The sequence below is a fragment of the Pluralibacter sp. genome, from assembly GCF_019237635.1.
Classification (GTDB): Bacteria; Pseudomonadota; Gammaproteobacteria; order Enterobacterales; family Enterobacteriaceae; genus Enterobacter_B.
Genome location: NZ_JAFAGS010000067.1, coordinates 1 through 23,586, shown reverse-complemented (window position 1 = coordinate 23,586; position 23,586 = coordinate 1). Strand labels below are relative to the sequence as shown.

Annotated in this window: 25 protein-coding genes and 1 pseudogene; 9 read left to right on the top strand and 17 right to left on the bottom strand. The window is 56.5% G+C overall.

Going from position 1 to position 23,586, the window contains the following annotated elements; translation table 11 throughout:
• The 4 genes from JO226_RS07805 to JO226_RS07790 form a co-directional block, all read left to right on the top strand.
• Positions 1 to 355: DUF551 domain-containing protein (locus JO226_RS07805; protein WP_293546294.1), on the top strand; the 355-nt coding region annotated here is incomplete at its 5' end.
• Positions 348 to 695 (top strand): DUF551 domain-containing protein, encoded by a 348-nt coding sequence (locus tag JO226_RS07800; protein WP_293546291.1) that lies wholly within the window; start codon positions 348 to 350, stop codon positions 693 to 695. The genes JO226_RS07805 and JO226_RS07800, both read left to right, overlap by 8 nt.
• Positions 696 to 1,265 (top strand): 3'-5' exonuclease, encoded by a 570-nt coding sequence (locus JO226_RS07795; RefSeq protein ID WP_293546288.1) that lies wholly within the window; start codon positions 696 to 698, stop codon positions 1,263 to 1,265.
• Positions 1,266 to 1,306: 41 nt separating this feature from the next.
• Entirely contained in the window at positions 1,307 to 1,579 is a 273-nt protein-coding gene (locus JO226_RS07790) for a pyocin activator PrtN family protein (protein WP_293546285.1), read from the top strand.
• Positions 1,580 to 1,613: 34 nt separating this feature from the next.
• On the opposite strand, the gene JO226_RS07785 is transcribed toward JO226_RS07790, so the two are convergent.
• The 4 genes and pseudogenes from JO226_RS07785 to JO226_RS07770 all read right to left on the bottom strand — a co-directional run bounded on the left by JO226_RS07785 (position 1,614) and on the right by JO226_RS07770 (position 3,640).
• Positions 1,614 to 2,015 carry a hypothetical protein gene (locus JO226_RS07785; RefSeq protein WP_293546282.1) on the bottom strand — a complete coding sequence of 134 codons (402 nt, stop codon included), beginning with the start codon at positions 2,013 to 2,015 and terminating at the stop codon, positions 1,614 to 1,616.
• Positions 2,016 to 2,044: 29 nt separating this feature from the next.
• On the bottom strand, positions 2,045 to 2,617 hold the full coding sequence (locus JO226_RS07780; RefSeq protein ID WP_293546279.1) for a Panacea domain-containing protein: 573 nt from the start codon (positions 2,615 to 2,617) through the stop codon (positions 2,045 to 2,047).
• 298 nt (positions 2,618 to 2,915) lie between these two features.
• Positions 2,916 to 3,038: pseudogene (locus tag JO226_RS07775) on the bottom strand (tRNA dihydrouridine(20/20a) synthase DusA); the annotation flags it as partial.
• A 107-nt stretch (positions 3,039 to 3,145) separates the two neighbouring features.
• Entirely contained in the window at positions 3,146 to 3,640 is a 495-nt protein-coding gene (locus tag JO226_RS07770; protein WP_293546276.1) for a cupin domain-containing protein, read from the bottom strand.
• A 114-nt stretch (positions 3,641 to 3,754) separates the two neighbouring features.
• Here JO226_RS07770 and zur point away from each other — a divergent pair, with 114 nt between their 5' ends.
• On the top strand, positions 3,755 to 4,270 hold the full coding sequence (gene zur / locus JO226_RS07765; RefSeq protein ID WP_293546273.1) for a zinc uptake transcriptional repressor Zur: 516 nt from the start codon (positions 3,755 to 3,757) through the stop codon (positions 4,268 to 4,270).
• A gap of 33 nt (positions 4,271 to 4,303) precedes the next feature.
• On the opposite strand, the gene dinF is transcribed toward zur, so the two are convergent.
• The 3 genes from dinF to JO226_RS07750 all read right to left on the bottom strand — a co-directional run bounded on the left by dinF (position 4,304) and on the right by JO226_RS07750 (position 6,778).
• Positions 4,304 to 5,623 (bottom strand): MATE family efflux transporter DinF, encoded by a 1,320-nt coding sequence (gene dinF / locus JO226_RS07760; protein ID WP_293546270.1) that lies wholly within the window; start codon positions 5,621 to 5,623, stop codon positions 4,304 to 4,306.
• Between the two features lie 68 nt (positions 5,624 to 5,691).
• Positions 5,692 to 6,300, bottom strand: a complete 609-nt coding sequence (gene lexA / locus JO226_RS07755; protein ID WP_293546267.1) for a transcriptional repressor LexA — start codon at positions 6,298 to 6,300, stop codon at positions 5,692 to 5,694.
• Positions 6,301 to 6,409: 109 nt separating this feature from the next.
• The gene (locus JO226_RS07750) at positions 6,410 to 6,778 is read right to left on the bottom strand and encodes a diacylglycerol kinase (RefSeq protein WP_293546264.1); all 369 of its coding nucleotides are present in this window, start codon (positions 6,776 to 6,778) and stop codon (positions 6,410 to 6,412) included.
• Between the two features lie 129 nt (positions 6,779 to 6,907).
• Here JO226_RS07750 and plsB point away from each other — a divergent pair, with 129 nt between their 5' ends.
• On the top strand, positions 6,908 to 9,328 hold the full coding sequence (gene plsB, locus JO226_RS07745; protein WP_293546261.1) for a glycerol-3-phosphate 1-O-acyltransferase PlsB: 2,421 nt from the start codon (positions 6,908 to 6,910) through the stop codon (positions 9,326 to 9,328).
• 39 nt (positions 9,329 to 9,367) lie between these two features.
• Here plsB and ubiA read toward each other — a convergent pair whose 3' ends face one another.
• The 5 genes from ubiA to malK all read right to left on the bottom strand — a co-directional run bounded on the left by ubiA (position 9,368) and on the right by malK (position 14,498).
• A complete protein-coding gene (ubiA, locus tag JO226_RS07740; RefSeq protein ID WP_293546258.1) occupies positions 9,368 to 10,237 on the bottom strand; it encodes a 4-hydroxybenzoate octaprenyltransferase in 870 nt (289 codons plus the stop codon).
• 13 nt (positions 10,238 to 10,250) lie between these two features.
• Positions 10,251 to 10,748 (bottom strand): chorismate lyase, encoded by a 498-nt coding sequence (ubiC, locus tag JO226_RS07735; RefSeq protein WP_293546255.1) that lies wholly within the window; start codon positions 10,746 to 10,748, stop codon positions 10,251 to 10,253.
• A gap of 187 nt (positions 10,749 to 10,935) precedes the next feature.
• Positions 10,936 to 11,889: a maltose operon protein MalM gene (malM, locus tag JO226_RS07730; protein WP_293546252.1), complete on the bottom strand. Its 954-nt coding sequence runs from the start codon at positions 11,887 to 11,889 to the stop codon at positions 10,936 to 10,938.
• Positions 11,890 to 12,000: 111 nt separating this feature from the next.
• Positions 12,001 to 13,341, bottom strand: a complete 1,341-nt coding sequence (locus JO226_RS07725) for a maltoporin (RefSeq protein WP_293546300.1) — start codon at positions 13,339 to 13,341, stop codon at positions 12,001 to 12,003.
• A gap of 47 nt (positions 13,342 to 13,388) precedes the next feature.
• Positions 13,389 to 14,498 (bottom strand): maltose/maltodextrin ABC transporter ATP-binding protein MalK, encoded by a 1,110-nt coding sequence (gene malK / locus JO226_RS07720; protein WP_293546249.1) that lies wholly within the window; start codon positions 14,496 to 14,498, stop codon positions 13,389 to 13,391.
• Between the two features lie 370 nt (positions 14,499 to 14,868).
• Between malK and malE the strand changes: the two genes are divergently transcribed.
• The 3 genes from malE to malG all read left to right on the top strand — a co-directional run bounded on the left by malE (position 14,869) and on the right by malG (position 18,578).
• On the top strand, positions 14,869 to 16,059 hold the full coding sequence (gene malE / locus JO226_RS07715; protein ID WP_293546246.1) for a maltose/maltodextrin ABC transporter substrate-binding protein MalE: 1,191 nt from the start codon (positions 14,869 to 14,871) through the stop codon (positions 16,057 to 16,059).
• Positions 16,060 to 16,144: 85 nt separating this feature from the next.
• Positions 16,145 to 17,674: a maltose ABC transporter permease MalF gene (malF, locus tag JO226_RS07710; protein ID WP_293546243.1), complete on the top strand. Its 1,530-nt coding sequence runs from the start codon at positions 16,145 to 16,147 to the stop codon at positions 17,672 to 17,674.
• A gap of 13 nt (positions 17,675 to 17,687) precedes the next feature.
• Positions 17,688 to 18,578, top strand: a complete 891-nt coding sequence (gene malG, locus JO226_RS07705) for a maltose ABC transporter permease MalG (protein ID WP_293546242.1) — start codon at positions 17,688 to 17,690, stop codon at positions 18,576 to 18,578.
• 81 nt (positions 18,579 to 18,659) lie between these two features.
• Here the strand turns inward: malG and psiE are convergent, their stop codons facing one another.
• The 5 genes from psiE to yjbE form a co-directional block, all read right to left on the bottom strand.
• Positions 18,660 to 19,070: a phosphate-starvation-inducible protein PsiE gene (gene psiE / locus JO226_RS07700; RefSeq protein ID WP_013368085.1), complete on the bottom strand. Its 411-nt coding sequence runs from the start codon at positions 19,068 to 19,070 to the stop codon at positions 18,660 to 18,662.
• A gap of 129 nt (positions 19,071 to 19,199) precedes the next feature.
• The gene (locus tag JO226_RS07695) at positions 19,200 to 21,296 is read right to left on the bottom strand and encodes a YjbH domain-containing protein (RefSeq protein ID WP_293546297.1); all 2,097 of its coding nucleotides are present in this window, start codon (positions 21,294 to 21,296) and stop codon (positions 19,200 to 19,202) included.
• On the bottom strand, positions 21,296 to 22,036 hold the full coding sequence (locus JO226_RS07690) for a capsule biosynthesis GfcC D2 domain-containing protein (protein ID WP_293546237.1): 741 nt from the start codon (positions 22,034 to 22,036) through the stop codon (positions 21,296 to 21,298). Before JO226_RS07690 ends, JO226_RS07695 begins: the two co-directional genes overlap by 1 nt.
• Entirely contained in the window at positions 22,033 to 22,671 is a 639-nt protein-coding gene (locus JO226_RS07685; RefSeq protein ID WP_293546234.1) for a YjbF family lipoprotein, read from the bottom strand. Before JO226_RS07685 ends, JO226_RS07690 begins: the two co-directional genes overlap by 4 nt.
• A 64-nt stretch (positions 22,672 to 22,735) precedes the next feature.
• Entirely contained in the window at positions 22,736 to 22,978 is a 243-nt protein-coding gene (yjbE, locus tag JO226_RS07680; protein ID WP_293546231.1) for an exopolysaccharide production protein YjbE, read from the bottom strand.
• Positions 22,979 to 23,586: the final 608 nt, after the last annotated feature.

Sequence of the window (23,586 nt, the reverse complement as noted above, 5' to 3'; positions counted from 1 at the left end):
GTTTGATGAGGGCTGGAACGCCTGCCGTGCCGCCATGCTCAATTCTCGCTGCAGTATCCAGACCACGCCAGAACTGGATTCTTTGCCAAAAATTGACGAAGTGCGCTGCTGCAGATCTCCAGTATCTCCGGATGGTTGGATTCCAGTAAGCGAACGGATGCCTGAGCCAAATATTTTTGTTCTGGTCAGTAATGGCGTGTGGGTCGGTCTGGGTTTTCAATCCGATGCTGAGCATCTGGAAGAAGATGAGCGCTGGCAGGATGAGCATTACGAGTTTATCGACCGGCTACATTTTCCTGTAACCCACTGGATGCCACTACCAGCAACACCACAACAGGATAAATACCATGGGTAAGGTAACGTTTGTCGTTGAGTTTGAAGATGGGAAAGAGCCAGCAGTTCATTCAGGAATGGCAGTGTTTGGTGGGAAGCTTATAAGCGTAGCGTGGAAAGATACCACAGAGGAGCAAGCGGTATCAGTTGCTGAGCGCCTGCCGGATCCGAATGATACCGTTTTATTATACGACGCAAACGGCGAAGGCTGGATTATTGGTTGGCGTTCTGTCTGGTATGGCCCCGGACAGAAAGAAACAGGTCAGTGGGAATGGACATACCAGATTGATGATCTGGATGCGGAAGAAATGAATATTACGTATTGGGCTCCGATGCCTGATGAACCAAGTATGGAGTATTGAATGAACCACTTAATGATCGACCTCGAAACCATGGGTAACAAGCCAACGGCGCCAATTGTCTCCATCGGTGCCGTGTTGTTTGACCCGCAGAGCGGCGCGCTGGGCGAAGAGTTTTACACGGCCGTGCAGCTCGACAGCTCAATGACACAAGGTGCCGTTCCTGACGGCGACACCATTATCTGGTGGTTGAAGCAAAGCCCGGAAGCCAGGGCAGCGATTTGCGCTGACGATGCTATGCCTATCGCAACTGCGCTTTCCGAGCTGAACCACTTCATCAACCGCCACGCGGATAACCCGAAATACTTAAAGGTATGGGGTAACGGCGCCAACTTCGACAACGTCATTATTCGTGGCGCATATGAGCGCGCCGGCCACATTTGCCCGTGGCAATTCTGGAATGATCAGGATGTGCGTACCATGGTGACCCTCGGTCGCGCTATTGGCTTCGATCCTAAGCGGGACATGCCGTTTGATGGCGAAGTGCATAACGCGCTGGCCGACGCCCGCCACCAGGCTAAGTATGTTTCGGCTATCTGGCAGCGACTGGTGCCCACCAGCACCGAAGAGTAAAGATCAACGCCCGGGTGCAGCCGGGCTGTATGGAGCGCACTATGAATACTATGTTTCTACTGATGGCAGAATTTGAAACCTCTAATATTGAGCTTTCAGCCGTTTGCCAGAAGTACTTCGGTATGAGTCCAGCTACAGCAGAAGCAAAAGCTAACGCCTGCCAGTTACCAATCCCAACATACCGCGTCGGTACATCGCAGAAGGCAAAGCGCTGTATCCATATTTCAGTTCTGGCTGAGTACATAGATAGCAGGGTTGCAGAGGGAAGAGCTGAATGGGAAAGGGTAAGAACGGGTAAACAGAAAAATAACTGACAATAAAGAGAAAAACCCGCTCTTTGCGGGTTTTCTATGAACCGGTTAACTGCTCATCATCTGAATTAGGAAAACAATAATTATTTTTGAATCTCAAGTTTTTCGGTTTAACTGCGTCCGAAATGTCAAACCCATCTAAGATTCGAGTAAACGTTGCCTCTGGCATATCATCGTGAACAGTAATTTCACCAGACGTTTGCTTTTTCACCATATTATCAACACGCCAGATGATAGCCTCTGCATAAACAACATAGCTTGGGTGCTTGATAAAACGATGATCTCCAACATTTAAGACACAGGCATCATCATGCGGAACACCTTCTTTAATACTGGATATATTAACAACCAACACACAATAACAGTCATTAACAGGGTAATACACTGGATCATTACAAACCACATGTAAGTGATTGCATGGCCCTGTCGGAGCCAACACAGTTCCTTTCCTATAAGGCTGATATTGCGTCATGATAATTGTGAGGAAAATGCCTTAAGTCGCTGAGATTCTTCCATGCTCTGAATAATACTCTCCGCCTCTTCCTCATTTTTCCCTTCACGAAGAAGCATCTCTTTCAGATCGATTGGCCTACGTGAACTACCTGGGTTGTGCCACTCAGGACAAATATGCTGAAGATGAGTCATATTCGCCAAGTCAAACCTATTCATGTGACCATACTGAGAATAAATCTCATCAAGGATACGAATATCAGCACGGCTCAACTCATCGAAGATTTCATCCGCGTCCATCTCACGAGGGTCTGTACGCAACATGACATCATGCCCATTTGTTTCGATCAGCTCATACCAGTAATCACCAAAACCCTCGGCCTTGCCACGAATCAAATTCAATGTATTGGACATTACTGGCCCAAATCTCATTGAGTACAGATTGTCTTCCCCGATCATCCTGCCATGCTTCAGGATTGACTTTCTGTTGGAAAGATAAAGTAACTTCATAAGTTTCAGATATGCCATGCGCCCGCCGCGTTTGAGCAGCAGGTATGCAGCCATTTGAGCTACTTTTTCTTCGCAAAACATAGTGAAACCTCTGTACCGATTGCTAATTGGCAAATGCCTTATGCGCGCAACTTAAGGTTTAGCTAACAACATAACCTTAGTGCATCTATTTAATAATCAAGCCAAACAATTGATGTCGTACGTCATGAGCGAACACTATTGGACTATCTTAAGCTCAGTCTATAACCACGGTAATACCCGGTCAACACCCAGTGAATACAAATGATGCGGTATGGATAGGTATAAGGGGGTGAGATGTAGATCGCAGGGTTCCCAATAGGCACCCATAAAATGAATAACTAACTGATTATTAAAAGCAGTCCGTCCTATCGAGCATCGGCGCGATAGAGAAGCGGTGTGCAGGAAAAACGGGGGATTGTGTTTCTGGCAGCATGGCGAAGTAATAAGCATCCGGTGAAAAAGGGGCGCTACTATAGCACAGGAGCAAAAAGGATACGATTCGCCCTGCAAGCGGTAAAATAAGCCTGTGCGCCCGCACGCCTGATCATAAGGGCATTTCAACAGAAATGCCCTTATCCACGGTGACCTTTATGACCCTGTTCGCGAAGGTTTCCCGTCATGAGGGCCAAAAAACTGCGGCGGATGATCCACCCAGCGGTCTTCCCGCGTCGCGGCGTACTCCGGGTTCAGCGGATAGTAAATCCGGTTATATTTTTTGTTCACCTCCCCCACCACCAGCAACCGAACGTCCTCCAGCGTGTTGTTGATAAAGGTATGGCACACCCCGGTTCCCGCCGGAAAACCGACGCTGTCGCCTGGCTCCAGTTGCCAGAGATAGCCGTTGATCCACGCCTGCGGGTGCCCTTCCAGGACGTAAATAAACTCTTCTTCATCGCTTTCCGCATGCGGATACGATGTGCGACGCCCCGGCGGCAGACGCTCATGATGAATACCCAGACGCATCAGGCCGAGCCGACGCGCAAGCGGCGCGCCGACAGACATCAGCTCGCGGCTGTCGGCGTAGTGCGAATCATCTGCGTCCTCCAGTTCCCGCCAGTGGCGAATACAGTCCGGTCTTTTCATAATTTTATTCCTGGATGTTGAGATGCGTCAGGTATAGCACACCCGGCGGGTTCTCGGTGTTTTCGGGAGAACATGATAAAGTAAGGGTTTACTTCCACCGACCTGAGGACGCTCATGGAAAACACCCCATCGCAGGACCTGCTCGCACAGGCTGAGAAGCTGTGCGCACAACGCGGCGTGCGTCTGACACCGCAACGACTCGAAGTTTTACGTTTGATGAGCCTGCAGCAGGGTGCCATAAGCGCTTACGATCTCCTGGATTTGCTCAAAGTCAGCGAGCCGCAGGCGAAACCCCCGACGGTGTATCGTGCGCTGGAGTTTCTGCTGGAGCAAGGCTTTGTCCACAAGGTGGAATCCACAAACAGCTATGTGCTTTGCCATCTCTTCGATAAACCGTCTCATTCTTCCGCCATGTTTATCTGCGACCGCTGCGGCGTGGTGAAAGAGGAAGGCGCTGAGGGCGTGGAAGACATCATGCACATGCTGGCCGCCCGCATGGGATTTGCGCTGCGCCACAACGTGATTGAAGCGCATGGCCTGTGCGCGCGGTGCGTTGAGGTGGAAGCCTGCCGCACACCCGACTGCTGCGGACACGACCACACCATTCAGGTTAAGAAAAAGCCGCGCTAAGGCCTGCTGGCGGCGCAATGCCACCGCCAGCCGTTACGAAAACCAGGTATCGTGCCGCCAGTGTCGACGCCAGATCCACGCCAGCGATAACCCGCGTAGGGCCAGAAAAACGGCCAGCGACAGCCATAGCCCGTGGTTGCCGAGCGCCGGTACGCTCAGCAGCGTCAGGGCAAACCCCACCGCCGCAATCGCCATGCTGTTACGCATCTCCGCCCCCCGCGTGGCGCCGATAAACATGCCGTCCAGCAGGTAGCACCAGACGCCGATCACCGGCAGCACCATCTGCCAGATAACATAGCGATCCGCCAGCTGTCGCAGCTCCGGTAATGACGTCAGCATGGCGACGATATGTTCGCCTGCGATGGCATAGACGCCGGCAAACGCCAGCGCCACCATCCCCGCCTGTCGGCAGGCCGCGCTCCACACATGCAGCAACTGGCTGCCGTCGCGGGCGCCGTAGGCCTGTCCGGAATGGGCCTCCACCGCATAGGCAAAGCCATCAAGGGCGTAAGCGGTGAAGGTCAGCATCGTCATCAGCACCGCATTGACCGCCACGATATCGCTGCCAAGACGAGCACCAAATACGGTTAACGCGCCAAAACAGAGCTGCAACAACAGGGAGCGCAGCATGATGTCGCGGTTTAGCGCCAGCAGACGGCGGATGTTGCCGCGCCAGGCCGTTTTCAGCATCGCCATGCTGATGCCGCGCAGCGCCATCACCCGTCGCACCATCAACAGGCCGATGAAAAAGGTCGCGTACTCGGCGCAAACAGTGGCCAGCGCCGCCCCCTGCACGTTCATATGCAGCCCCATCACCAACCAGAGATCAAGCGCGATATTGAGCACATTGCCCACCACCAGCAGGATAACCGGCGCCCGGGCGTACTGTACGCCCAGCAGCCAGCCGAGCAGCACCAGATTCGCCAATGAAGCCGGGGCGCTAAGCCAGCGAATATCGAGAAAACGCCGGGCCTGCTCCAGCACCGCGTCGCTGCCGCCAACGATATGCAGCGCCAGCTCAATCAGCGGCGTACGCAGCAGGACAATCGCCGCTCCGGCGCCCAGCGCCAGCAGCAGCGGTTGGATGAGCGCCCGCGCCAGGCGCAGAGGGTCTCGCGCCCCGAACGCCTGGGCGGTTAATCCCGTGGTGCTCATACGCAGGAACAGCAGCAGCATAAACAGGAAACTGGTCGCCGTTGCGCCGATAGCAACGCCGCCAAGGTACACCGGGCTGTCGAGATGGCCGATCACGGCGGTATCCACCAGGCCCAGCAGCGGCACGGTGATGTTGGAGAAAATCATCGGCAGCGCGAGGCGCCATAACGCTTTATCCGCAGGGGTAAACAGCGACATGGAGAAAACCTGTGACGATCAGAGAACGCGGCGGCGCCAGGAAATGCGCCGCCGGAGAAGGGAGAGGATTACAACCACTCGCCGTTGCGAATAACGCCGACCGCCAGCCCTTCGATAGAGAAAGTGTGCTGGCGCAGATCGACGACAATCGGGGAAAACTCGCTGTTTTCCGGCAGCAATTCAACGACGCTGCCCTGCTTTTTCAGGCGCTTAACGGTAACTTCATCGTCAATACGCGCGACAACGACCTGCCCGTTACGCACATCCTGCGTTTTATGTACCGCCAGCAGATCGCCGTCGAGAATGCCGATGTCTTTCATCGACATGCCGCTCACGCGCAGCAGGAAGTCCGCGCTGGGTTTGAACATCGCCGGGTCGACCTGGTAGTGACCTTCGATGTGCTGTTGCGCCAGCAACGGTTCACCCGCAGCAACGCGCCCAACCAGCGGCAAACCTTCTTCCTCTTCCGTCAGCAGACGGATCCCGCGGGAAGCGCCAGAAATGATTTCAATTGCGCCTTTACGCGCCAGCGCTTTTAGATGCTCTTCAGCAGCATTCGGGGAACGAAACCCCAGACGCTGCGCGATTTCCGCACGCGTGGGTGGCATCCCCGTCTGGCTGATGTGATCCCGGATGAGATCAAACACCTCTTGCTGCCTGGTCGTTAACGCTTTCATTCCGCCCCCTGGGTGTATATACAGTTATGCTGTGAGTATATACAGTTAACGGCGAATTTGGAACCACAAAACGCATAAAAAACCAGACGTTTGCGCAATTCCACGAGCCTTATCGCAAATGTGACCAGAGAAGCGTGCCCCAGGTGATAAGGGCGATAAAAATCGACAGCAGCACCGCCGCCGATCCCATATCCTTGGCGCGCCCCGACAGCTCATGGCGTTCGGAACCGATGCGATCCACCACCGCTTCAATCGCACTATTGAGAATTTCCACTATCATCACCAGAAGCACAGAGCCAATCAGCAGCACGCGCGTAATGGCATCGACATCCAGCCAGCACGCAATAATGACGGCGATGATGGCAACGGTGCCCTCCTGACGGAACGCGGCTTCGTTTTTCCACGCGGCGCGAAATCCCTGCAAGGAATACCCTGCCGCTTTGATGATTCGGGTGAGCCCGGTGGTATCATTTGCCATCAAAAAACCCTTTTTTCATATTTAGCGTCAATGTCACTTTGCATCAAACGCGGTAGAACAGAAATCCTGCGCACTTTCTGTTATCCTTGCGGCGCATTTGCATGATTAACCAGAGGCTTTACATCGTTTATGTCTGGCTGGCCACGAATTTACTACAAATTACTGAATTTACCATTAAGCGTGCTGGTAAAAAGCAAGTCCATTCCGGCGGAACCTGCCCCGGAACTTGGGCTCGATACGTCACGCCCTATTATGTACGTTCTGCCGTATAACTCGAAGGCAGACTTACTGACGCTGCGCGCTCAATGCCTGGCGCACGACCTCCCCGACCCGCTGGAGCCGCTTGAAATCGACGGCACCGTGCTGCCGCGTTACGTGTTTATCCACGGCGGACCGCGCGTGTTTACCTATTACACGCCGAAAGAAGAGTCCATTAAGCTGTTCCATGACTACCTGGATCTGCATCGCAGCAATCCAAACCTGGACGTGCAGATGGTGCCGGTTTCGGTGATGTTCGGCCGCTCGCCGGGGCGTGAAAAAGGCGAGATCAATCCGCCGCTGCGGATGCTCAACGGCATCCAGAAATTCTTCGCCGTCACCTGGCTTGGCCGCGACAGCTTTGTCCGCTTTTCTCCGTCGGTGTCGCTGCGCTGGATGGCCACCGAACACGGCACCGATAAAACGATAGCCCAGAAGCTGGCGCGCGTCGCGCGTATGCACTTTGCCCGTCAGCGTCTGGCGGCAGTGGGCCCGCGTCTGCCGGCGCGTCAGGACCTGTTCAATAAGCTGCTGGCGTCAAAAGCTATCGCCCGCGCCGTAGAAGACGAAGCGCGCAGCAAGAAAATCTCCCATGAGAAAGCGCAGCAAAACGCTGTGGCGCTGATGGAAGAGATCGCCGCCAACTTCTCCTATGAGATGATTCGTCTGACCGACCGCGTGCTGGGTTTTACCTGGAACCGTCTGTATCAGGGGATTAACGTTCATAACGCCGAGCGCGTACGCCAACTGGCCCACGACGGGCACGAGATTGTCTATGTGCCCTGCCACCGCAGCCATATGGACTATCTGCTGCTCTCCTACGTGCTCTATCACCAGGGGCTGGTGCCGCCGCATATCGCCGCCGGTATCAACCTGAATTTCTGGCCTGCCGGTCCGATTTTCCGCCGTCTGGGCGCCTTCTTCATTCGCCGTACTTTCAAGGGCAACAAGCTCTACTCCACCGTTTTTCGTGAGTATCTGGGCGAGCTGTTCAGCCGCGGCTACTCCGTGGAATATTTTGTGGAAGGCGGCCGTTCCCGTACCGGTCGTCTGCTGGATCCGAAAACCGGCACCCTGACGATGACCATTCAGGCGATGCTGCGCGGCGGCACCCGTCCTATCACTCTCGTACCTATCTATATCGGTTACGAGCACGTGATGGAGGTAGGCACCTACGCCAAAGAGCTGCGCGGCGCGACGAAAGAGAAAGAGAGCCTGCCGCAGATGCTGCGCGGACTGAGCAAGCTGCGTAACCTCGGCCAGGGTTACGTCAACTTCGGCGAACCCATGCCGCTGATGACCTACCTCAACCACCATGTTCCGGAGTGGCGCGAGTCTATTGACCCGATTGAAGCCGTCCGTCCGGCATGGCTGACCCCGACGGTCAACAGCATTGCCGCCGACCTGATGGTGCGCATCAACAACGCCGGGGCGGCGAACGCCATGAACCTGTGCTGTACCGCCCTGCTCGCCTCCCGCCAGCGCTCGCTGACCCGCGAGCAGTTGACGCAGCAGCTGGAGTGCTATCTGCAATTGATGCGCAACGTGCCGTACTCAACGGACTCCACCGTTCCGTCGGCGACCGCCAGCGCGCTTATCGATCACGCGCTGCAGATGAACAAGTTCGAGGTCGAGAAAGATACCATTGGCGATATCATCATTCTGCCGCGCGAGCAGGCGGTGCTGATGACCTACTATCGCAACAACATCGCGCATATGCTGATTCTGCCGTCGCTGCTGGCGGCTATCGTCACCCAGCATCGTCATATTTCCCGCGAAAGCATGCTGCGTCATGTGGAAACGCTCTATCCGATGCTGAAAACCGAGCTGTTCCTGCGCTGGGAAACCGCGCAGCTGGCGGGCGTTATCGACCTGCTGATCGCGGAAATGCAGCGCCAGGAGCTTATCTCGGTACATGACGACGAGGTGCGGATCAACCCGTCCCACTCCCGCTCCCTGCAACTGCTGGCCGCAGGCGCTCGCGAGACGCTGCAACGCTACGCGATCACCTTCTGGCTGCTGAGCGCTAACCCGTCCATCAACCGCAGCACGCTGGAAAAAGAGAGCCGCACGGTGGCGCAACGCCTGTCGGTGCTGCACGGCATCAATGCGCCGGAGTTCTTCGATAAAGCAGTATTCAGCACGCTGGTGCTGACGCTGCGCGACGAAGGCTATATCAGCGATACGGGCGATGCGGAGCCGGAAGAGACGATGAAGGTCTATCAGATGCTGGCGGAGCTGATTACCTCCGACGTGCGTTTGACTATCGAGAGCGTGTCGCAGGACGCGTAAACCATGAAGAAGGCCCTCTCACTGAGAGGGCCTTTGTGATTAACCGAAGTAGCTCATCACCAGACCGAGAAACAACACCAGCCCGACATAGTTGTTGTTCATAAAGGCTTTAAAACAGGCATCGCGTTCACGGTCTTTAATCAGCTTTTGCTGGAAGATAAACAGCGCCCCGGCGATACAAATCGACCAGTAGAATTCCCAATTCAGATGGCTCAGCATGCCAATCGCCACCATCAGCGCCAGTACAGCGATCTGCAAAATACCAATGATAAGTTTGTCGTGTTTGCCAAACAGAATGGCCGTTGATTTGATGCCTATCTTCAGATCATCATCGCGGTCTACCATCGCATATTGCGTGTCATACGCCACCGCCCAGCAGATGTTGGCGAGGAACATCAGCCAGCAGCTCAGCGGTAATGATTCGCTCACCGCCGCATACGCCATCGGTATCGACCAGCCGAACGCCGCCCCCAGCACCACCTGAGGCAGGTGGGTATAGCGCTTCATAAACGGATACACCCAGGCCAGCGCCAGCCCCGCCACCGACAGCAGAATGGTCATGCTGTTCAGCGTCAACACCAGCAGGAAAGAGAGCAGTACCAGCGCCACGAACAGCCCCCGGGCCTCGTTCTCGCTGACATCCCCGCGGGGCAGCGGGCGGTTGGCGGTGCGCTTCACGTGGCCGTCGAATTTGCGATCCGCGTAGTCGTTTACCACGCAGCCTGCGGCGCGCATCAACCAGACGCCGACGACGAACACGGCGAGGATCCACAGCGACGGTACGCCCGGCGTCGCCACCCACAGCGCCCACAGGGTGGGCCAAAGCAGCAGCAGCGCGCCAATCGGTTTGTCAGTACGCATCAGGCGGCTATAGGCCTGCAACTTGTTCTGCGTCAGACTCCACTCCATCTTTTACTTCCTCTCAGTACAACGGTGATGCAGGTAAAAACAGCTCTGTCAGCAGCAGCGGTTTTCCACTCAGCCGGAGGCGGGAACGACGACCCCATAGCTCTGCATACTTGCCTATCTCAATAAAGTCTCTGGTCAGGGTCGATGAGGTAAACAGGTAACGTCCGAGCGGCGTTTTCCCAAGGTTCTGTAGCGCCAGCTCCGGACCGCACAGCGTCGACGCCGGCACCACCGTCCGCCCGGCAAGCCAGGGCACGTCGTCGGCGCAAAGCAAAATCTCGCGCAGCCAGTAGCGCTCGTCAACGGGCAACAGCGCTGCTTCCTGCGTAATCTCGTCGCGGTTGACGAAGTCTTCCCGAATGAGCGTGACCGTCACGCGTTTACCCTGTTGCTCAAAACGCCTGGTCATGGAGTCTTCCAGCAACAGCCAGTCGCGAAGTTGGGCATCGAGTTCAGGAATCGCGTCGTAGTAACGCAGCGCACGCAGTTGCGTCAGCGCAGAGTGTGACATGCTGGATCTCCGATACATAACTTAACGGCATTGTATCGTAGAAACGCCTTCGCGAAAGGGTGAAACGTTAATATACGATCAATAGCGCAACAGAGGTACAACACCTGCCGTTGCGCCAGAAAAAAGGGTGCGCCCGAATGGACGCACCGAAAGGCATGGCCTAAACACCAGCATTGCGGGGAGACGGTTACCCCTTGCCTTTTACACTGCTGATAAAAGTGGCGCGCGCCGAGGTCGAACCAAGACGTTCAGCTTCGTTCAGGAGTTTCAGCGCTTTATCGATATCGCCTTTCTCGACGGCCTGTTTGATCGCGGCGTTAAAATAACGTTCCGTGTCGTTGAGCATCGGCTCGCTCTTCGCCGCTGGCGCAGGCGGCGGAGCGACCACCGGTGCGACGGCCACTGCGGCTGGCGCGCTATACGTCGGCGCGGCAGTATTGCCGACAGTCACCGGCGCCGGACCCGAAGAACCGAACAGCGGGCCGACCAGCACGCTGGAACCGGTGGAGTTTTTCACCTTGAGCGTCACTTTCCCGTCGGCCACGTGGCGGGCGATGGGATCCGGAATATCCGGTACCGCGTTGCCGGTCCCTTTGGCGTAGGCTTTCGCCGGGTCGACAAGCGTGGTGGTGCGCTGCAAGTCCTGCTGGGTCGTAAAAACCAGCACGTAAATCTTCTGCTGCCCCAGCGCTGGCGTCAGGCGCATGACGCCCTCAAGGCGATCGGCGCTCATGACGCCAGGCTCCTGATAGGTAAAGTAGCTACTCGGGAAGAACGCCGATGGCACCATGTTCTGGTCGAGGATCAGCACGTTCGGCGCAAATACGCTCGTTTGTTTATTCACTTCGCTGGTCAGCGTCAGGTTCAGTTCGCCGATATTGGCCGGTACGCTGTAGGCCGCCACCGGGCCGGATATCCCGGCGATATTCAGCGACTGACCGCCGGTGGCGAGCGTCGTGGTCTGGGTTTTGGCCTGATCGACCGGCGTCCAGATAAGCTGCTGTAGCGCCGACGTCGGAATCGACGGCGCCGCGCTGGTGTTCTGTGGGACGATATTCACGTCCGCGATGCTGACGGCCGGAACGCAGGCCAGTAAACCTGCGGAAAGGCAGAGGGCGACGAGACTTTTCTTCATTTTCATTGTTATCACCTCAGAATGTCGAACGGCGCGTTAGCCAGGCAATAGCACGCGACGCCAGAATCAGAGGGGCTTACGCCCCTCTTCAGATCAGCACATCAGGTTAACGGCAGATTACCACCAGATTTCCATCTGGGCGCCAAAGGTCCACTCATCGCTGTCGCCGCGGCCAAAGGAGCCGCCGTCAAAGCCGTTGGAGACCGCTTTGCCGTAGTTCGGGTTGGTGGCGGAGTTACCGTTGTAGTCGTAGCCCCACTTCTCGTTCCACTTGGCGTAGGTTGCAAATACGCGCAGCGCCGGGCGAGACCAGATGCTGTCCCCTGCCTGCCACTGTTGCGCGAGGGTGATTTTGTACTGGTTGTTGGTGTCGCCGGTGTTCTGCGACTTCACGTTGTCATAGCCGACTTCAAGCAGAGTGCTCATGATTGGCGTCCACTTGTACATCGGACGTACGCCCACGGTCCACCACTTGGTGCCGTTGTTGTTGTCCCAGTCGATATCCTGGTACATACCGACGTACATCAGGTCCCACTTGTCGCCAAGGGAAATCGCGCCGTGGTCGAGGATACGCAGCAGGTGACCGTTATTGTTGATGTTATAAGCGAATTTATCGTTATCGATACCCACGCTGGAGCCCTGAGACTGGCCTTTACCCTGTGAGGTCATCGCGTCCGTCGCGTACTGCACCACGAACTTGTTGTAGCCTTTCAGCATGCTCTGGGTATGTTCAGCGGTGAACATCCAGCCGTCCTGAGCGGCGCCGTCCGCCAGATGATAGTTATCGCGCTCGTTGGCACGGCCGTAGTCCACACCGAATTCCAGCATGCCGCCCGGGTTGATTGCCATCTGCGCTAAACGTACGTCGAAGACGTCGTTTGCCGTGCTGGCGGTATAGTCACGGATGTTGTCGCTGGCGAACGCCGAGGAACCACCTGCTTCAGAAGAACGGGTGGCGGCGAAAGAGAGCTTACCGAAGCCGACATCGACGTTTTCCAGACCTGCGCCCGGACCGGAGATATCCCAGTAGTAGAAGTCGATCATGTGAACGTCATGACGCTGGTAGAAACGCTTACCGGCCCAGATGGTGGAACCTGGCAGCGCGTCAATCAGGTTTTTCCCCTGAACGTTGGCTTCACGAAACGCCGGGCTGGTGGATTCCCAGTCGTTCTGCTGAGCGACGGAGTACGCGACGTTGGTATCGAAGTAGAAGCTCTTATCGCCCTCTTTCCAGACCTCCTGGCCCAGTTTCAGTTCGGCGTACGTTTCACATTCGTTGCCAAGACGGTATTTACTTTGGGCGCCTGTCGCCTGGAAACACTGTTGCTCGCCGCCGCTGCCGGTCCAGCCGATGCCGGAACGCGCGTAACCGTGGAAATCGACGGCTAACGCCTGAGCAGACATAACGCCTGCCGCAACGGCGACCGCCAGTGGAAGTTTGCGCAGAGTAATCATTATTCTATCTCCTGAGATTATTGTTTTTTCTTTATTTTTAACCGGGTGGCTTAAACGCCTGGCTCTTTGTGCAGCCGACGACATGCCGTGCCATCCTCTCGGAACAAATGGCAGCGTTCTGGCGGCAGGCCGATAGCGAATGTGGCCCCCTCTTGTACCAACACCACGTCGTTCTGGCGGTAGACCAGGTTTTGACGGATGGCGGGGATCTGGATATGAATTTGCGTTTCGTGGCCGAGCTGCTCGACGACCTGCACCTCGCCTTCCAGGGTGACGTCGGCAATATCGCTGGGCAGCAGATGTTCCGGGCGAATGCCTAACGACATGTTGGCGCCGACCTGGACGTCGTGGCTGTCGACCGGCAGCCAGATTTGCTGGCGGTTCGGCAGCTCAACCTGGACCTGTTCAATGGCGGTCGCGGTGACTTTGACCGGCAGGAAGTTCATCTTCGGCGAACCGATAAACCCCGCGACAAAGCGATCCGCCGGGTAGTGATAAAGCTCCAGCGGCTTACCGACCTGGGCGACGCGACCGGCGTCAAGCACCACAATTTTGTCCGCCAGCGTCATCGCTTCGACCTGATCGTGGGTGACGTAGATCATCGTGCGGCCAAGGCGCTTATGCAGGCGGGAGATCTCAATACGCATCTGCACGCGCAACGCGGCGTCGAGGTTGGACAGCGGCTCATCCAGCAGAAAAACGCGCGGTTCCGCCACCAGCGTACGGCCAATGGCCACGCGCTGACGCTGGCCGCCCGACAGCGCTTTCGGTTTGCGCTCCAGCAGATGCGCCAGCTGCAACACCTCGGCGACCTGGTTTACCCGCTGGTTGATAAGCTCTTTTTTCGCCCCGGCCAGCTTCAGGCCGAAGGACATGTTTTCCGCCACCGAGAGATGGGGATAGAGCGCGTAGGACTGGAAAACCATGCCGATACCACGTTCCGCGGGCGGAACGTCATTCATGCGCGTCTCGCCGATAAACAGATCGCCGCGGGTGATGTTTTCCAGCCCGGCGATCATTCGCAGTAGTGTGGATTTCCCACACCCTGATGGCCCGACAAAGACCACGAACTCTCCTTCATGGATGTCGAGGTTGATGTCTTTCGACACCACCACCTCCCCCCAGGCTTTCGTTACGTTTCGCAGCTGTACGCTCGCCATGCCCCTCTCCCTTCGTTACAACCTGTCACCAACGGAAACATTCAAGATGGGCTGACTATGCGGGATTGAGTCGCCTGGTGAATCCTCCGCCCCCCGGGTTTTTGATGGGGGAGGAGACGGGAGGATGAGAGGGTCGGTTCTGTGTCCGGACAGCGCGACTGCGAACGAAATTCGTGATGGAGGCGGCAAAAATCGGCGCGTTTTTGTGTGCGCCAGAACTCATAACTGAATTTTATGCGACGGAGATCACGCAACATGGAGGTGGGGCGTAGAGGCGGGGAGGATGGAAAGAGGTTGTCAATTAAGGAGACTGAGCAGCGTTAGACCACCTCTGTGTATCCACGAGCACACACCATAAAGGACGGGATATATGAAAATCAAAACTGGCGCACGCATCCTGGCGCTGTCTGCACTGACCACGATGATGTTTTCCGCCTCTGCCCTTGCAAAGATTGAAGAAGGAAAGCTGGTCATCTGGATCAACGGCGATAAAGGCTATAACGGCCTTGCCGAGGTAGGTAAGAAATTTGAGAAAGACACCGGTATCAAAGTCACCATCGAGCACCCGGACAAGCTGGAAGAGAAATTCCCACAGGTCGCCGCAACCGGTGACGGCCCGGACATTATCTTCTGGGCCCATGACCGCTTTGGCGGCTACGCGCAGTCCGGCCTGCTGGCGGAAGTGACGCCGGATAAAGCCTTCCAGGACAAGCTCTACCCGTTCACCTGGGACGCCGTACGCTATAACGGCAAGCTGATTGCCTACCCGGTAGCGGTTGAAGCGCTGTCCCTGATTTACAACAAAGACCTGGTGCCCAACCCGCCGAAAACCTGGGAAGAGATTCCGGCTCTGGATAAAGAACTGAAGGCGAAAGGTAAATCGGCGCTGATGTTCAACCTGCAGGAACCGTACTTCACCTGGCCGCTGATTGCCGCTGACGGCGGGTATGCCTTCAAATTTGCCAACGGCAAATATGACGTGAAAGACGTCGGCGTGGATAACGCGGGCGCAAAAGCGGGCCTGACCTTCCTGGTTGACCTTATCAAGAACAAACACATGAACGCGGATACTGACTACTCCATCGCGGAAGCCGCATTCAACAAAGGCGAAACCGCCATGACCATCAACGGTCCGTGGGCGTGGGCCAACATCGACAAGAGCAAAGTGAACTACGGCGTGACGCTGCTGCCGACCTTCAAAGGCAAACCATCCAAACCGTTCGTTGGCGTGCTGAGCGCCGGTATTAACGCCGCCAGCCCGAACAAAGAGCTGGCGAAAGAGTTCCTGGAAAACTATCTGATGACCAACCAGGGTCTGGAAGAGGTAAACAAGGACAAACCGCTGGGCGCCGTCGCGCTGAAATCCTACCAGGAACAGCTGGAGAAAGATCCGCGCATCGCCGCCACCATGGCGAACGCCCAAAAGGGTGAAATCATGCCGAATATCCCGCAGATGGCGGCGTTCTGGTATGCCACCCGCACTGCCGTGATCAACGCCGCCAGCGGTCGTCAGACCGTCGATGCCGCGCTGAAGGACGCGCAAGGACGTATCACCAAGTAATGCCGCTGAGCATGTGCCGGATGGCGCTACGCTTATCCGGCACATCTCCGGCCAGGAAGTTTCACCGCTGTAGAGGACGATCCCCATGGATGTCATTAAAAAGAAACATTGGTGGCAAAGCGACGTGATGACGTGGTCAGTCATGGGTCTGCTCGGCCTGCTGGTGGGTTACCTTGTTGTTTTAATGTACGCCCAGGGGGAGTACCTGTTCGCCATCATGACGCTGATTTTAAGCTCTGTTGGCCTGTATATTTTCGCCAACCGTAAAGCTTACGCCTGGCGCTACGTCTATCCCGGTATGGCCGGGATGGGGCTGTTTGTCCTGTTCCCGCTGATTTGCACGATCGCTATCGCGTTTACCAACTACAGCAGCACCAACCAGCTCACCTTTGAACGCGCCCGGCAGGTGCTTCTCGATCGCTCTTATCAGGCCGGGAAATCCTTCAACTTCGGGTTATACCCGGCGGGCAACGAATGGCGGCTGGCGCTGACCGATGGCGAGAGCCGGAAAAACTATTTGTCTGCCCCCTTCGCCTTTGGCGGCGAGCAGAAAATCACGCTGCACGAGACGGATACCCTGCCGACCGACGAGCGCGCCAACCTGCGCGTGATCACCCAAAATCGCCAGGCGCTGAACCAACTCACCGCCATTTTGCCTGACAGCAGCAAGGTGGTAATGAGCTCGCTGCGCCAGTTCTCCGGCACGCAGCCGCTGTATACGCTGGAAAATGACGGTCTGCTGACCAACAACCAGACCGGCGCGAAATATCGTCCGAACGACGATATCGGCTACTACCAGGCGGTGGACGGCGGCGAGAAGCTCAGCCCGGGTTACACCGTGACCATCGGCTGGGACAACTTCATGCGCGTCTTTACTGATGACGGCATTCAGAAACCGTTTGTCGCCATCTTCATCTGGACGGTGGTGTTCTCGGTGCTGACGGTGCTGCTGACCGTTGCCGTCGGGATGGTGCTGGCGTGCGTGGTGCAGTGGGAAGCGCTCAAAGGCAAGGCGATTTACCGCGTGCTGCTGATCCTGCCGTATGCGGTGCCGTCGTTTATCTCGATCCTGATTTTCAAAGGCTTGTTCAACCAGAGCTTTGGTGAAATCAACATGATGCTCAGCGCGCTGTTCGGTATCAAACCCGCCTGGTTCAGCGACCCAACCACCGCCCGTTCGATGATCGTCATCGTCAACACCTGGCTTGGCTACCCGTACATGATGATCCTCTGCATGGGGCTGCTGAAAGCGATTCCGGACGACCTGTATGAAGCGTCGGCAATGGATGGCGCCGGTCCGTTCCAGAACTTCTTTATGATTACGTTGCCGCTGCTTATCAAACCGCTGACGCCGCTGATGATCGCCAGCTTCGCCTTTAACTTTAATAACTTCGTACTGATCCAGCTGTTGACCAACGGCGGGCCGGATCGGCTCGGCACGACCACCCCGGCGGGTTACACCGATCTGCTGGTGAGCTACACCTGGCGTATCGCCTTTGAAGGCGGCGGCGGTCAGGATTTCGGCCTCGCGGCCGCTATCGCCACGCTTATCTTCCTGCTGGTAGGGGCGCTTGCGATTGTGAACCTGAAAGCCACGCGCATGAAATTTGATTGAGGAGGCACAGAACATGGCTATGGTACAACCCAAATCACAGAAACTGCGCCTTTGCATTACGCATCTGCTGCTGCTGATGTTTATCGCGGCGATCATGTTCCCGCTGCTGATGGTTATCGCTATTTCGCTGCGCGAGGGCAACTTCGCCACCGGCAACCTGATCCCCGATAACATCTCCTGGGAGCACTGGCGACTGGCGCTGGGCTTTAGCGTCGAGCATGCGGATGGTCGCGTCACGCCGCCGCCCTTCCCGGTACTGCTGTGGCTGTGGAACTCGGTCAAGATAGCCGGTATTACCGCCACCGGCATCGTCGCGCTGTCCACCACCTGCGCCTATGCCTTCGCCCGGATGAAGTTTCCGGGTAAAGCAACGCTGCTCAAAGGCATGCTGATTTTCCAGATGTTCCCGGCGGTGCTGTCGCTGGTGGCGCTGTACGCGTTATTCGACCGCCTCGGTCAGTATCTGCCGTTTATCGGCCTGAACACGCACGGAGGGGTGATCTTCGCCTATCTTGGCGGTATTGCGCTGCATGTGTGGACGATAAAGGGCTATTTCGAAACCATCGACGGCTCGCTGGAAGAGGCCGCCGCGCTGGACGGCGCTACGCCGTGGCAGGCTTTCCGCCTGGTGCTGCTGCCGCTGTCGGTACCGATTCTGGCGGTGGTGTTTATCCTGTCGTTTATCGCCGCCATTACCGAAGTGCCGGTCGCCTCTTTGCTGCTGCGCGACGTCAACAGCTACACCCTGGCCGTCGGCATGCAGCAGTATCTCAACCCGCAAAACTACCTGTGGGGCGATTTCGCGGCGGCGGCGGTACTGTCCGCCATCCCCATCACCATCGTCTTCCTGCTGGCGCAGCGCTGGCTGGTCAGCGGGCTGACCGCAGGCGGTGTTAAAGGTTAACCCTCATCGTTATATGCCACTGTTATCCTCAACTTATCCCAACATGTGACTGTTGTTCGGCGCTCCCTGGAGCGCCATTTTTTATTCCCGCCTCAGCCGTTTTGAGTTACACAGCCAGAGCGTGATCACCAGCAGCAGGATCGCCGCCGAATAGATCAGCACATCGAGCGGGGATTTGTGATCGACAATGATCAGCCGCACGATGGCGGTGATCCCGATATAGACGAAATAGCGCAGCGGGAAGTGAAAACCGGACTGAAAGTACTTCACAATCAGCGCGATAAATTCGAAATAGAGAAAGTAGACCACCAGCCCTTCCACCAGCGCGTATTTGCTGGTTTGTTCAGGGGCGAACAGCGCGTCCGCCAGATACACAGTCTCTTTACCGAGGAAAACGACCAGGATCAGGCCAAGGCTCAACAAACCAAGGTTGAGCACCGTCTGCAGGATGGTGGAGATAAACTCTACGCGTGGACGAGATAGCGACGTCATACAGCACCTCATTCGCAGTGGCGAGAGTTCTGTATAACGCAAAAATGTGACAGATATCTATATTTTTTGCTTATATTTTGTTCAATTTTTTGTTGCGCCCGGCGCCGCCGCGCCACCGGGCGAAAAACATCAGCGGAAGTTCATGCTCTTATCGCTGGTGATACTGTAAAGGTCAAACTTGCGCCCGAGCTGCTGGCCGCCGTCGCGGGTCAGCGGCGTCCAGCCGATATTCGCGCGGCTGCGGGTTGGCCCGGAGGCGAAGAGATCCAGCGGCACCGATACATATACGCCTTTGGTGAAATCCCCTTCACCATATTCCTGTGCCGACACGTTGGTCATGGTGGCATAAGCCCCCACCACAATCCCGCTGTCAAAGTGCTTCGAGACCTCCAGAGTGCCGCCCTTGTCGCCCGCCAGATACTGGCCAACACTTGCTTTCACCAGCACGTCCTGAGCAAACGACGGCGTCCAGTACGCGGTCAGGTTGCCGGTTTTCACGCTGTAGTCGGTAAACTTCATCATGTCCTGAGCGCTGTGCCAGTCACGCTGCTTGACGTAGTTGGCGTCGATGCCAAAAGCCCAGTTGCTGTCCACCGGGCGGTACAGCACCTCCGCCCCTACGCCACCGAACATGGTCTCAAGGTATCCGCCGTACACCTGGCCGTAGACATTATTCCCCAGATACTGGAAATAGTTGGCCTGCAGGTTATTCACGTAGATATCGTTTTCCACATACTCACGCACATGCGTACGCACGCGGGGGAGCTGTGAATCGTTCGGCGGGTTGGTGTAGTTGAACTTGTCGTAGCTGTTGGCGATGTTAGCAAACAAGCTGCCGGTGGTCAGCAGGTGGTCGGTCACCCACCAGTCGACAGTCCCCATCACCCCCAGCTGGTACATATAAAAACTTTCCGGGCCGCCGAAAGACTGGTTCAGCACCGGGTCGATGTGGAAGTCGAAACGCGACTTGTCGATATACCACCCCTGCTCGGTATTATCCTCGACAATCGGCGTCTCGCGTTTTTGCGCCAGCGGCGTCTCCTGACCGAGCGGTTCGCCCTCCAGGTGGCGCTTCAGGCTGGCGACGTCGGTTTCGGTTGTCACCTGCGGCAGGTTGAGGCGGTTCTCCGTCACCCGGAGGGTACGGATATTTTCTGGCAGGTCGTTCATGATGATACGGTTAGCGCGCTCAATCCCCTCGCGGGAATCGCGGTATTTCACCTGCTCGCCGGTCACGTACAGGGTGTCGCCTTTCGTCTGGATTTGCGGATCGGCGAATCCGGCGTTGTATTTCAACAGCGTCAACTGGTTTGCCGCCACCGAGTGCTGGAGAATGGCGTCCTGCGGCTCCGGCTGGTACGCCGGTTTTGGGCTGTCGTTGTATGACGGGCGCAGGTCGTTAAAGTTGGTGCGTACGGTAACGCCGAACATCAGGGTGTTGCCGCGCTCATAGCTGAGGTTAACGTCGGCCCAATCAGCCACCCGGTAAATGGCGCCGACGTTAAACTTGCTCTTTTGATCGATCTTGCCCGCAAAGTCATGGCTGTAGTCATTGCCTTCATACTCCAGCTTCAGGCGCAGCGGCTGCCAGGGCGTCTGGTACTCAATACCGCCGAACAGCGCCGCCGGACCATGGAACATCTGGCTGCCGTCGAATGAGCCTGCCTGCTTGTAGCGGTTATCGCGGTAGCAAAATTTGTTGTCGTAACTGCAAAACGGGTTTTTGACGTTGCCGCTGGTGCCGAGGTATCCCCATCCCATGCCGAGGGTAAAATCGAACGGTCCCCATGCCTTGCTGGCGACCACATATTCCCCGTCAAAGAGCCCTGTCCCGCCGATGTCCCGCGCGCCAACCGCCACTTCCGGCAGCCAGTATCCCTCTTCCCACAGCCGCAGCTTGAGGTCGAACGCTTTATCTTTGTAGGTTTGATCGCCGGAGAACGCCTCTACATCGCTGTATTTTTTGGTGCGCACATCGGTGTAACGCAGCGTGGTTTCCAGCCACGGGAACAGCTGGACCGACGCCGAGTAAAAGCGGTACTGATCGTTGTCGCGATAGTTCAGACTGAACTCCCCTTCGCGCGCCATGCGGGCGGTGGGCGTTTGCAGCAGCCCCACGCCGCCGAAATCCGACTGCGATGGGCCGATGGGCGCCGGGTACGTTTCGGCGTGACAGGCGGCGCTCACGCACAGCGCCAGCAGGCTATAGAAAGCGCGTGTTTTCATCATGCTTCAGGTATCCGCTGTGTGAGGGCGCGAAGCACGTCTGCATTCAGGGTGTCGTACTGCTTCGTCCACAGTGAGTCGGCAAACCCGACAAAAATGGTGCTGCCCGGCATCGGTTCGATATGGCGCTTGTTCCAGTACGCGACGGGCGCTTTCTCGGTACGCCCGTCGGGATAAATCACCCAGGCATAGCTGCGCCCGGCGCCGCTCAACAGGCTGACGTCATCGAGATAGTTGGCGATATCACGCCCCGGGGTGAAGGCAACCTTGCCTGGACGGCTGATGAGACCAAAGAGGGTGACGGTGCCCGGCTGCGCGCCGACCCACAGGCTGTATTTCCCCTCCAGCGGCGGGTTGTTCAACTGCCCGGCGCGCACCCGATCCGGATCAAGGCTGATAAACTGCCGACCCACGACGCGTACGGCCTGTAGCTGCTGGCGCAGGGCGTTGATCGCGGCGGCATCGTCGCCGTCTTTCCGGGCAGCAAGCGCCGCCAGCCGGGAGAGCAGCATCTGCTGCTGCTGGCGGGCAACGGCGGTCTGCGGCTGCGATGCCATCACCGCGCCCGGCCACCAGCTGTTCGCAAGCCTGGGCTGCTCCACGAGATCGATAAGGTGCGCGGCGTCAGTGAGCGTCTTCGGTTGCGCCGCGCCGTTCATATACACGTCAACCGTACCGGAAGCCCACGTCGGTGCGGCGGCCATACTCAATATCAGCAGGGACGCAGAGAGTTTGTTCATTGCTTTGCCGCCTTGATGAGGAGGGTTTTCACCGGGAAAAAGCCCGCGCCAAGGTATTGTTCTGATTTGCGAATCTGCCCGTCGTTGTCGACCCAGTAGCGGTTATGCCAGCGCGCCTCGTCGGTTAAGACCGCTTCATCCAGCACGCGAACGACAGTGCTGTCTCCAGCAAGCGTGACGGTATCGGTGCCGTCCCAGCGAAAGGTCGAACGCGCGACGGCGTAGCGTACCTGCCGGTGCTCGGTCCAGCCCATCGTGCGTGTCCAGCCTGCGCCATCGACTATCTGGTTCGGGGCCGCCAGCGGGTCGTGGTTCAGGTTCGTCACCTCCAGCAGGTTGTCCTCCAGCTGGAGCGTTTTCACAACGCGCCCGTGCTGTGTGACGAGCATGGCCTGATCCTGAGTCATCCACTTCTGCTGGCCCTGTTCGGAAAAGGCGAGCACAACGAACAGCTGAGGGCCGTCGTTGAGCTGCATATACTGGCTGGCGTACGGCATAGTCTGGATATCGTTCTCGGTCAGTTGCACGCCCGGAACGCCGAACACGCTGTTCCACAACGATTGTCCGAGCCCTTTGGTCGTCGACGAACAAGCCTGTAATAGCAGGCAAAAAGTGAGGATGAAGGTTCGCTTCACGACGCATCTCCAGGGGGCAGAATAACCACACCGAGGTGTGGTTATGGTTAACGTACCGGGTGAATTACCGGGTACGGGTGGTGGTGGTTGTGGTGGTTCCGGTATTAGAACCATCACCGCCACCGGTCGCGGCCAGAGCGACCCCAACGGCCGAACTTACGGCGCTGGCGCTGGTTGCGGTAGAGCTTCCCGCAGACACCGACGTCGCCGCCGACCCTGCCGCGTCACCGGTTTCCACCGGCGCTGCGTAAGCAGAAGCCGCCGCAAGCGCAGAGATGGCAAAAATGCCATACACGATTTGCTTCATCGTTATTTCCTTTCATTTAATGGAATGAATGGAGAATCACCTGAAAATTCAGGCGCCACCGAGTATACACAACTCAAACGGTGGAATTACGGCATCTGGAATTAGATATGGGGTTTTAGGATAAATGGATTAACACGCTAATAACGCATGAATTAAATATTAATAAATCAGCAAAAACATAGCGTTAAAATAAAATAATAAAAATACAATATACGTATATTCTGAAAAGCGTTCGTTATTACCAATGGGTGAAATGTGGTTTTCAGATTAAACCCAGAAAAGCTATTCTGTAGAATATGTAAACAAGCAGATTTCTCCGATAAAAAATGCCGGCAATTTGCCGTAATGCCACTCAGTTAAGCAAAATAATGAATTTTTATTCATTACTTTGCTTTAAAGACCCCCCCTTTGAAAAAAAAGTAGAACCGTTCCGTTCACTTTTCCTCCTCAGCTTCCTGTCCATTTCTCTGCGGTGAACGTGTCAAGGGCGCTCGCCGCCGCGCCCTTAACAATCCCGGCTCCCGGCAAAGAAAACCGCCGCTTCGCGGTACCCTCGGCTTATTGCGCCTGGCTTTCGGGTCGGGTACGACGTCACATCCCTGTGCCGC